Genomic DNA, 9982 nt, shown 5'->3' on the forward strand with positions numbered 1-9982 from the left:
TTCTCGGCCAGCAGATCGACGAGGTCCTGCTCGTAGACGAACTCGCGGACGCCGTTCCCCTTCTCGCGCACCTTCACGACGCCGTCGGCGTAGCCGACGAACCAGCCCTCGCGCGCCGGCGCCGCGTCCTGCAGGTCCGCGGCGCGCGCGAGTTGGTCTACGAGCAGGATCTCGTCGATCTGCTGGCCGAGAACGCGGGCTTCTGGCGGCGGGTCGGCTCGCTCGACGTGCTGCCCGGCGACCGCGTCGTCTTCGTCGGCGATCCGGCGACCGAGCGCGCGCTCGTCTTCGGGCTGCGCGAACGGCAGGGGAGCGCCGACGACCGCAACAGCCCGCGCTTCCGCTGGACGATCGCGCGCGACCGCGCGGCGCTCGAGGCGAAGCTGGCCGACCTCGCGCCGGTCGGGACGCTGCAGGACGTCGTCGTCGCCCGGCGCGGCCGCTCGGGGCGCGTCGCCTCGATCGACCTGCGCGGCTCGGCGGGGCGGGCGACGGTCGAGGGGTTCCGCTTCTCGCGGGCGATCGACCTGCCGGAGACGCTCTTCACGATGGACATCCAGCGGGAGAAGGACGGCGCGCTGCGGCGGATCGTCTTCCACGGCCGCGGCTGGGGGCACGGCGTCGGGCTTTGCCAGTACGGCGCCTACGGCATGGCGCAGCGCGGCGCCGACGTGCGCGCGATCCTCGCCCACTACTACACCGGCGCGGGGCTCGTCGCCCTGCCGGCCGAATGACGATGGCCGCGGGCGCGAAGGACGCGACGCGCGGCGGACGCCGCGGCGACGACGCCGCGGGGCGCGGATCGGGCGTCGGCCGCGCAGGCGGGGCCGCGGGGCGCGGATCGGGCGTCGGCCGCGCAGGCGGGGCCGCGGGGCGCGGATCGGGCGTCGGCCGCGGAAACGACGGCCGCGCGGGCGAGGCGTCCGGCGCGGCGCGGGACGATCAGCGGCTCGGCTTCGCCGTCGCCGTCGCGCTGCTGCTCCTCTTCGTCGCCGCGCGGCTCGCGCTGCGCGCGTTCGGTGGCGCGTGAGCGCGCCGCGGCTCGTCGCGCTCGTCGGCCCGACCGGCACGGGAAAGACCGCGCTCGCCTGCGCGATCGCCGACCGCGTGCCGTGCCGGCTGATCTCCTGCGACGCGCTGCAGGTCTACCGCGGCCTCGACGCCGCGACCGCCAAGCCGGAGGGCGAGGAACGGCGGCACCCGTGGGCGCTCGTCGATTGGGTCGATCCGCGCGAGGACGTCAACCTCGGGCGGTTCGTGCGCGCCGCCGAAGCGGAGGTCGCCGCGGCCGCCGCCGAGGGGCGCGCGGCGCTGCTCGTCGGCGGCACCGGGCTCTACCTGCGCGGCCTCCTCAAGGGGGTCGCCGAGGCGCCGCCGCGCGACGAGGCGCTCCGCGCGCGGCTCGCCGCGCTCGCGGCGCGGCGCGGCGTCCCGTTCCTCCATCGCGCGCTCTCGCGGCTCGATCCGCGGACCGCCGCGCGCCTCGCGCCCAACGACCGGCAGCGGCTGGCGCGGGCGCTCGAGGTGCGGCTCCTGACCGGGACGTCGCTCGCCGCGCTGCAGGACGGCGGCTGGTCGCGGCCCGACCGGTATCCGGCGCTGAAGATCGGGCTGACGCTGCCGCGGGAGGAGCTCTACGCGCGGCTCGACGCGCGGGCGGCGGGCTTCTTCGCCCGCGGCCTCGTGGCCGAGGTGCGGCGGCTGGTCGAGGAGGAGGGGGTGCCGCGGGAGGCCAACGCCCTGCGGGCGATCGGCTACCGCGAGGTCCTGCGGGCGCTCGCCGCGGAGGGGCCGCTCGACGAGGCCGCGCTCGTCGCCGAGACGCGGCGCGCGACGCGCCAGTACGCCAAAAGGCAGCTCACGTGGTTCCGCGGGGAGCCGGGGATGGAGTGGTTCGACGCGCGGAAGCCGGGGCTGGCCGACGAACTGGCGGCGCGGATAGCCGCGTTTGCGTCGCCCCCGCGGGACGCCGCATCGGTATAATCAGGCCATGACCGACAACGCGGAAGAGAAAGACTTTCAAGCCGCGATGCTGGCCAAGTTCCGCCGCGAAGGCGGTCTCTTGGCGGTGTGGCTGGTCTCCGGGAAGCGGTTGATCGGGCGGCTGAAGGGGTTCGACCGGTTCACGATCCTGCTCGAGCACGCGGGCGAGGACCACCTCGTCTTCAAGCACGCGATCGCGACGATCGGCCCCGCGCGGGACGTTCACCCGCGCGAGTGACGCGTCCCGCTCCGGAGTCTCGACCCTTTCGCCCGGTCCGTCCGCGCGGCGAAGGGGAGGGGCGGGGACTCCCCCGCCGGCCTTCGTCCCCGCGCCGCTTCGGGCAGTCAGGTCAGCGCCGGAAGATTCCGCTGCGCCCGCCGGAGGAGGAGTCCTTGCCGGCCTCGGCCTGCGAGAGCTCCCGCACCCGCGCCTGCAGCCGTTCGACCTTCGCCTCCAGCTCGACCCGCTGCGCCTCGAGCGCGCGGGCCGCGCGGTCCCGCTCCTCTTCGAGCTGACGGATCCGGTCCTCGACCGTGCCGTCGCGCTGCGTCTGCTCGTTGAGCCGCGTCTGCAGGTCGCGGATCCGCTCCTCGCGGTCCTGGATCTCGGTCTTGAACCGCTCGTTCTGGTCCTGGTAGAGCTTCTCGATTTCCAGCAAGCGCGCGATGCGCGAGTAGTCGGCGTCGGACGGCATCGCAGCCTCCTGGCCGGGGGCGTCCGTGCCGCCGGCCGCGGCGAAGAAGAACTTCCGCAGCATCAAGTCGAGGTCGCCCGGGTTCGGGGAGGTCTCGAGCGCCTTCTGGCGCGTGACGACGTTGTTGATCACCAGCGCGGCGAGCGACTGGTTCATCGACTGCATGCCGTGGTAGGCGACCGACTTCTCGATCTCCTCCGCCAGCTCGGCGATCGCGCCGTCCTTGACCAGCTTGGCGACGCGCGGCGAGTCGCGCAGGATCTCGACCGCGGCGACCATCCCGTGCCCGTCCTGCCGCTCGACGAGCTGCAGGCTGACGATGGCGCGCAGCACCGTGGAGAGCTGCTGCCGCACCTGCCGGTGCTGCTCGGCGGGGAAGAGGTCGATGATCCGGTCCACCGTCTGCGCCGCGGAGTTGGTGTGGAGCGTCGTCAGCACGAGGTGGCCCGTCTCGGCCGCCGCGAGCGTCGTGGACATCGTCGCCAGGTCGCGGTTCTCGCCGACCATGATCACGTCCGGGTCCTGCCGCAGCGCGTTGCGCAGCGCGTCGGCGAACGACGGCGTGTCGGTGCCGACCTCGCGCTGCGTCACCGAGGCGAGGTCGTCGGTCAGCAGGAACTCGATCGGGTCCTCGATCGTCACGATGTGGACCCGCCGCTTGGCGATGATCTCCCGCAGCAGCGCGGCGAGCGTCGAGGACTTGCCGGAGCCGGTCGGGCCGGTCAGCAGCACCAGCCCCTGCTTGAACTCCGCGAACTGCTTCAGGACCTCGGGCAGGCCCCATTCGTCGAGCGAGGGGAAGGCGAACGGCACGCGGCGGAAGACGCCGCCCAGCGTGCCGCGCTGGTAGAAGATCGTGCCGCGGAAACGGGACACGCCGGGGAGCGAGTAGCCGAACTCGACGCAGAGCCGGTCTTCGAGCTGCGTCTTCTGCCGGTCGGTGAGCAGGCCGCGGAGGATCCGGTCCAGCTCGTCCGGGCGCACCGGCGGCCCCTTCAGCGGGACGAGTTTCCCCCGCAGCCGGAGCAGCGGCGGCCGCATCGGCTTGAGGTGCAGATCCGAGGCTTCGTTCTGGACCATGAACCGCAGCAGGTCGTCGAGCGGGTACTGCGGCGGGCCGGACTTGCCCTCCGGCGCCTTCGGCGTCGGGCCGACCGGCAAGCTGTCCAGCGTCGTCTCGGGGACGAGCGGATCCGTCTCCTGCGCCACGTGCGCCTCTCCGCCGGCGCGCTTGGTGACCGTCCGCGCGCCCGGCCGTAGGGAACAACATAAGGCGTCGCCCCTTTCGCCTCAACCGCCCCCGCGCCGCCGGCGCCGCGGCGGGGGCGGACTGCGCCGCAATCCGGGCTAGAATCGTCGTCACAATGTCGCGAATCGACTCCGCCCTGCGCCAACTGACGTTGGCGAATCAACTCACGTTGCTTCGGCTCGCCGCCGTGCCGGCGTTCGCGCTCGCCCTGCTCAACGGGCGCGCGGCGTGGGCGTTCTGGATCTTCGTCGGGGCCTCGATCACCGACCGGCTCGACGGGATCGCCGCCCGCCGCCTCGGCCAGCAGACCGCCCTCGGGGCGTACCTCGACCCGGCGGCCGACAAGCTGCTGATGCTGGCGACGTACGTCATCCTCGCCCTGCCGCAGCCGCTGCGGTCGTTCCCCGACTTTCAGCTTTCGCGCCCGATGCCGGCCGCGCTGACGCTGATCGTCGTCGCGCGGGACGTCGTGATCGTCGTCGTCGCGCTGGGGCTCTTCCTCGCCTACGGCGAGACGAAGTTCGCGCCGCTGCGGATCGGCAAGTGGGCCACCGCCTGCGAGATGGGGACCGGCGCGCTCTACCTTTTGGCGAACGTCTGGGACGGCGTGCCGAACGTCGCGCTGACGATCGCCGCCGTGGCGACGGTCGCGTTCGGCGTCGGCTCCGCCGTCGCCTATCTGTTGCGGACCAGCCACGCCCAGCGTTCGCGCGACGAAGGGGGGGACCAGCCTTGAACCGTTTGCCGCCCGCCGTGAAGTGGATCGGCGGCCTGCTGCTCTTCGCCGCGGCGGGCTGCCTCGCCTTCCGCCTGCGCTCGATCCTCGGGGCGCTCGGCGCCGCGCTGATCATCGCCTACGCGCTGGAGCCGGCCGTCTCCTGGCTCGAGCGGCGGCGCGTGCCGCGGTCGCTCGGCGCGGCGCTGATCGCCCTCGCCGCGGTCGGCGCGGTCGTCGGCGCCTTCCTCGTCGCCGCGCCGGTCTTCGCCGACCAGCTCTCGCGCTTCGCCGACTCGGTCAAGCTGGAGAAGGCGTTCGACCCGAAGGCCTGGCCCGACTGGCTGACCGGCTGGATCCAGTCCCATCAGGCGCAGATCGAGACGTACAAGCTGAAGCTCGTCGCCTGGGCGGAAGGGAACGCGGCGCGTCTCGCGACGTCGGCGGCGACGGCGCTGGCCAAGGTGACCTCGTCGCTCGCCGGACTGATCGTCGCGCTCCTCAACCTCGTCGTCGTGCCGGTGATCGCCTACTACCTCGTCGTCGACTTCCCGAAGCTGAAGGCGACGTTGTCCGCGCTCGTGCCGCGCCCCGCGCTCCCCGAGGTCTCGCGGATCGGCGGCGAGGTGGACGCGGTGCTCCGCTCGTTCCTCCGCGGGCAGCTGATCGTCGCCCTCTCGATGGGGGCGATGTACGCCGCGGGGCTGACCGCGCTCGGCACGCCGCTCGGCGTGCTCGTCGGTTTCGCCGCCGGGCTGCTGAACATGGTCCCGTACCTCGGCCTCGCCGCCGGGATCATTCCCGCCCTCGCGCTGAACTTCCTCGAGCACCAGTCGTGGGGACGGCTCGTCGGCGTCCTCGCCGTCTTCATCGTCACGCAGAACGTCGAGGGCTGGATCCTCACGCCGCGCCTCCTCGGCACGTCGCTCGGGCTCCATCCGGTCGTCGTCGTCCTCGCGATCATGGTCGGCGGAGAATTGTTCGGCTTCCCCGGGATCATCCTCGCCGTGCCCGCGGCCGCGGCCATCTCCGTCTTCGTGCGCGAGGGGGTGCGCCGCTACCGGGACTCGCGGCTCTACCAGGGGGCGCCGGCGGCGCCGGAGAGCGGCGATGCGCGCTGAACGGGCCGTCCTCGACCGTCTGGAGTGGGAGGGGATCCGCGCCCTCTTCGCCGCCCGCGCGCGGACGCCGATGGGCGTCGGCTTCGCGCGGGCGCTGCGGCCGCTGCCCGACGCCGGCGCGGTGGAGCGGGCGCAGGAGCTGGTCGCCGAGATGCGCGCCGCGCGGGCGCGCGCCGGCCGGCTGCCGATCGCCGAGGTCGCCGATCCGGGGCTCGCGCTCGAGGCGCTGCAGGTCGCGGGGAAGCAGCTCGACGGCCGCACGATCTACGAGACGGTCCACATGCTCGCCGTCGCGCGCGGCACGGCGCAGGCGGTCGAGGCGCTCGATCCGGCCTTCTTCCCCGAGCTCGTCGCCGAGGCGCGGACGCTGCCCGACGTCTCGGCGATGGTCGATCCGATCATCGACAACCTCGGCCCGGACGGGCTGCTCGCCGACCACGCCAGCCCCGAGCTGGCGCGCGCGCGGGCCGAGATCCGCCGGCTGAAGGAGCAGGTGGAGACGGTCCTCTCCGGGCTGCTCAAGTCGGACTGGGCCGAGAACGTCCTGCGCGACCGCTACGTCACGCAGCGCAACGACCGCTTCGTCGTGCCGGTCCGGACCGACGCCCCGCGGCGCCTGCCGGGGATCGTCCACGCCAAGAGCGATTCGCTGAAGACCCTCTTCGTCGAGCCGATGGAGACGGTCGAGATGAACAACCAGCTCGCCCTGCTGCGCGAGGAGGAGCGGCAGGAGGTCGAGCGGATCCTGCGCGAGTACACCGAGGCGCTGCGCGACGGGCGGGAGGAGATCTCGCGCGCGGCCGACCTGCTCGGGCGGTTCGACCTGCTCGAGGCGACGGCCGACTGGGCGGAGGCGGCGCGCGCCTGCCGGCCGGACATCGCGCCGGGGATCGGCCTGCGCTTCGTCGGGGCGCGCCATCCGGCGCTGGAGAGCGCGCTCGCCGCGGAGAACCCGCCGCGCGCCGTCGTGCCGCTCGACGTGGACCTCGCCCGCGAAAAGCGGGTGCTCGTGATCTCCGGGCCGAACGCCGGCGGCAAGACGGTGGCGCTGAAGACGATCGGCTTGCTGACGCTGATGGCCCACGCCGGGCTGCCGCTGCCGGCGGTCGAGGCGCGGGTGCCGCTCGCCGAGCGGCTCTACGCCGACATCGGCGACGAGCAGTCGATCGAGGGGGCGCTCTCGACCTTCGCCAGCCACGTGAAGAACCTCGCGCGGATGATCGACGGCGCGGGGGAGGGCACGCTGGCGCTGCTCGACGAGATCGGCGCGGGGACCGATCCGGCGGAGGGCGCGGCCCTCGGCGCGGCCGCGCTGGAGCGGCTGATGGCCAAGGGCGCGCTCGTCGTGGCGACGACGCACCACGCCGCGATCAAGGCTTGGGCCTACCGCGCGCCGGGGGCGCTCAACGCGGCGTGCGACTTCGACGACGCCTCGCTCAAGCCGACCTACAAGCTCGTCTCCGGCGTCGCCGGCGCGTCGATCGGCCTGACGATGGCCGCGCAGCTCGGGCTCGACGCGGCGGTCGTCGAGGACGCGCGGCGGCGGCTCGATCCGTCCGGCGCCGAGGCGGCGCGGATGCTCGACTCGATCCGCGCCCTCGCCTCGGACCTGGAGACCCAGCGGGCCGAACTGGTCGCGCGGCGGCGCGAGCTGGACCGCGAGGCCGCGGAGCGCGCGGCGAAGGACCGCGAGGCGGAGGAGCGGCGGCGCGCGGAGTGGGAGCGGCGCGTCGAGCAGTTGATGAAGTCGTTCCGCTCCGACTCGGGGCGCGTGCTCGACCAACTGGCGGAGACGAAGGACCGCCGCGCGGTGGAGCGGGACCGCGCGCGGCGGGAGAAGGAGCTGCGCGCGAAGTACGTCACCGAGGCCGCGGCGGAGCGGCACGCGCCGGCGCCGGCCGGCTGGGTTCCGGAGGCGGGCGAGAAGGTCTTCGTCGCCTCGCTGAACAAGGCGGGGGTCGTGCGCGCGGTGCGCGGCCGGCGCGTCGAGACGCTGCTCGGCCAGGCGGTCTTCACCGTGCCGATCGAGGAGCTGCGGCCGCTTTCCGCCGCGGGGACGGCGCCGGCGGCGTCCGCGGCCCCGGCCGCGAAGACGTACGTGCGCCGCGCGCCGGCCGGCGTCGCGGCGGCGATGAGCGAGCGCGAGGTGCCGCTGGAGCTGCAGCTCCTCGGGCAGCGCGTGGACGAGGCGCTCGCCGGGCTGGAGCGGTACATCGACGACGCGCTTCTCGCCGGCGTGCCCGAGGTGCGGATCGTCCACGGCTACGGCACCGGCGCGCTGAAGAAGGCGGTGCGCGAATACCTCGACGGCCGCGAGGACATCGTCTCGTGGCGCGACGGCCGCGAGCGCGAAGGCGGCGGCGGCGCGACGGTCGTCAAGCTCCTTCCGGACGCGGACGAGGCCTGACGATGTCCGGCGCCGGCGACGACCCTTCGCCGGGGCGCCGCGCGCTCCGCGGCTCGTCGTGCGGGTCGCCGCTCGGCGTCGTCGCCGCGCTGCTTGCGCCGCTGCGGCGTCGGCCCGGCGAGTCGGCGGCGGCGCGGTGGATGCGGCGCGCGCTCGGCGTCGCCGCGGTCGCGGTCGCGGCGCTGCTGCTCGTTTGCGTGCCGCTCGTCGTCCACCCGCAGTGGGGCGTCGATCTCGCGCGGCGCGTCGCGCTCTGGCGCGCCGGAGCGGACACCGGCTTCGTCGAGGTGGACGGCGCGCGGATCGCTTGGGCTTCCGTCGGGAGCGGCCGGCCGATCCTCGTCGTGCACGGCCTCGGCGCGGAGAGCGCGGCGATGATGCCGCTGGCGCGCGCGCTCGCCGCGCGCGGCTTCCGCGCGACGATGATCGATCTGCCGGGCTGCGGCCGAAGCCCCGCCGGGCCCCGTCCGCTGACGATCGACGACGCCGGGAAGTACGCCGCCGACGCCGCGAAGGCCTTGGGGATGGGCGATCGCCCGACGATGCTCGGCCATTCGCTCGGCGGCTGGATCGTCGCCTGGCAGGCGCTGGCGCGCCCCGCGCGGACCGGGCCGATCGTCCTCGTCGCGCCGGCGGGGATGCTCTTCTCGCCGCCGCCGGTCGAGGACCTGCTGCCGACGACGGTGGCCGGCGCGCGGCGCAACCTCGCGCTGCTCTTCGTGCGGCCGCCGCGCGTGCCGGACTTCGCGCTCTGGATCAACGTGCGCAAGGACCGGCGCGGCAGCCGCGACCTGTGGCGTTCCGCGCTGACCGGCGAGAACCTGCTCGACGGCCGGCTCGGGGAGGTGAAGAGCCCGGCGCTCGTCGTCGCCGGCGCGCAGGACAAGATCGTGCCGCCGCGGACCGCGGAGGCGATGGCGCGCGGGATCAAGGACGCGCGGCTGCTCGTCCTGCCCGACGCCGGGCACATGCTGATCTGGGAGCGCGCCGACGCGGTCGCCGACGCCGCGGCCCGCTTTCTCGAGGAGCGCCGCGACGCGCCGGCGGCCGAGGCGACGCGATGATCTTCGGGCGAAACCGCGCGGGCGGGGAAGCGCCGGGCGGCGCGTCCGACGACGCGGCGGGCCGCGGCCATCGCCACGGCCACGCGCACGGCCACCCGCACGCCCACGCGCCGGCCGGCGACCGCTTCGACGCGCGGCTCCTCGCCACGACCGCGCTCAACGCCGTCGTCACCGTCGCCGAGATCGTCGGCGGGATCGCCGCCGGCAGCCTCGCCCTCCTCGCCGACGCGCTGCACAACCTGAGCGACGTCGCGGCCCTCGCCCTCGCCCTCGTCGCGCGGCGCCTCGGCCGCCGTCCGCCGACCGCGCGCTTCACCTACGGCTTCAAGCGGGTCGAGGCGATGGCCGCGCTGATCAACGGCCTCGCGCTGCTCGTCGTCTCCGGGTTCATCGCCGTCGAGGCCTTGAAGCGGCTGCAGGCGCCGGAGCCGCCGCACGCGACGGCGATGTTCCTCGTCGCGCTCGTCGCGCTGGCCGGCAACGGCTTCTCCGTGCTGCTGCTGCGCGGCCACGACCACGCCGACCTCAACCTGCGCGCCGCGGTGCTCCATCTCGTGCAGGACGCCTCCGCGTCGCTCGCCGTCGTCCTCGCCGCGCTCTTCTCCGGCACGCGGTTCGGGCCGTACCTCGACCCGCTGGCGTCGCTCTTGGTCTGCGGCCTCGTGCTGCGCGGCAGCTTCTCGCTCGTCGTCGAGGTGTTCCACGTCCTCGTCGAGGCGACGCCGCGCGGCCTCGACCTCGAGGAGCT

The 9982-nt window shown here is 74.5% G+C and carries 10 protein-coding genes; 9 read left to right on the forward strand and 1 reads right to left on the reverse strand.

The window, feature by feature from the left end:
* From LLG88_02395 to hfq, 4 genes are all read left to right on the forward strand, one after another.
* A partial coding sequence (locus LLG88_02395) for a hypothetical protein (GenBank protein MCE5245758.1) occupies nt 1-734 on the forward strand: 734 nt, incomplete at its 5' end.
* Nucleotides 731-1030, forward strand: a complete 300-nt coding sequence (locus tag LLG88_02400) for a hypothetical protein (GenBank protein ID MCE5245759.1) — start codon at nt 731-733, stop codon at nt 1028-1030. The genes LLG88_02395 and LLG88_02400, both read left to right, overlap by 4 nt.
* Nucleotides 1027-1983, forward strand: coding sequence for a tRNA (adenosine(37)-N6)-dimethylallyltransferase MiaA (gene miaA / locus LLG88_02405; protein MCE5245760.1), 957 nt, complete (start codon nt 1027-1029; stop codon nt 1981-1983). Before LLG88_02400 ends, miaA begins: the two co-directional genes overlap by 4 nt.
* A gap of 7 nt (nt 1984-1990) precedes the next feature.
* Complete coding sequence (hfq, locus tag LLG88_02410) at nt 1991-2221, forward strand: RNA chaperone Hfq (protein MCE5245761.1); 231 nt, start codon at nt 1991-1993, stop codon at nt 2219-2221.
* Between the two features lie 112 nt (nt 2222-2333).
* Here the strand turns inward: hfq and LLG88_02415 are convergent, their stop codons facing one another.
* Nucleotides 2334-3887 carry a PilT/PilU family type 4a pilus ATPase gene (locus LLG88_02415; GenBank protein MCE5245762.1) on the reverse strand — a complete coding sequence of 518 codons (1554 nt, stop codon included), beginning with the start codon at nt 3885-3887 and terminating at the stop codon, nt 2334-2336.
* Between the two features lie 155 nt (nt 3888-4042).
* Here LLG88_02415 and LLG88_02420 point away from each other — a divergent pair, with 155 nt between their 5' ends.
* The 5 genes from LLG88_02420 to LLG88_02440 all read left to right on the forward strand — a co-directional run.
* Nucleotides 4043-4663 carry a CDP-alcohol phosphatidyltransferase family protein gene (locus LLG88_02420; GenBank protein ID MCE5245763.1) on the forward strand — a complete coding sequence of 207 codons (621 nt, stop codon included), beginning with the start codon at nt 4043-4045 and terminating at the stop codon, nt 4661-4663.
* A complete protein-coding gene (locus tag LLG88_02425; protein ID MCE5245764.1) occupies nt 4660-5763 on the forward strand; it encodes an AI-2E family transporter in 1104 nt (367 codons plus the stop codon). Before LLG88_02420 ends, LLG88_02425 begins: the two co-directional genes overlap by 4 nt.
* On the forward strand, nt 5753-8170 hold the full coding sequence (locus tag LLG88_02430) for a Smr/MutS family protein (protein MCE5245765.1): 2418 nt from the start codon (nt 5753-5755) through the stop codon (nt 8168-8170). The genes LLG88_02425 and LLG88_02430 overlap by 11 nt, the downstream gene beginning before the upstream one ends.
* A 2-nt stretch (nt 8171-8172) precedes the next feature.
* Nucleotides 8173-9234 carry an alpha/beta hydrolase gene (locus LLG88_02435; protein ID MCE5245766.1) on the forward strand — a complete coding sequence of 354 codons (1062 nt, stop codon included), beginning with the start codon at nt 8173-8175 and terminating at the stop codon, nt 9232-9234.
* Nucleotides 9231-9982 (forward strand): cation diffusion facilitator family transporter (locus LLG88_02440; GenBank protein ID MCE5245767.1); only part of this gene is annotated, 752 nt, incomplete at its 3' end. The genes LLG88_02435 and LLG88_02440, both read left to right, overlap by 4 nt.

The sequence above is a fragment of the bacterium genome (assembly GCA_021372775.1).
In the GTDB taxonomy this organism is placed as follows: Bacteria; Acidobacteriota; Polarisedimenticolia; order J045; family J045; genus JAJFTU01.

Excerpts from the sequence above, each read along its gene's own strand:
- LLG88_02400 (MCE5245759.1), top strand. The coding sequence starts at position 731 with ATGACGATGGCCGCGGGCGCGAAGGACGCGACGCGCGGCGGACGCCGC.
- LLG88_02430 (MCE5245765.1), top strand. The coding sequence starts at position 5,753 with ATGCGCGCTGAACGGGCCGTCCTCGACCGTCTGGAGTGGGAGGGGATC.
- LLG88_02420 (MCE5245763.1), top strand. The coding sequence starts at position 4,043 with ATGTCGCGAATCGACTCCGCCCTGCGCCAACTGACGTTGGCGAATCAA.
- LLG88_02435 (MCE5245766.1), top strand. The coding sequence starts at position 8,173 with ATGTCCGGCGCCGGCGACGACCCTTCGCCGGGGCGCCGCGCGCTCCGC.
- hfq (MCE5245761.1), top strand. The coding sequence starts at position 1,991 with ATGACCGACAACGCGGAAGAGAAAGACTTTCAAGCCGCGATGCTGGCC.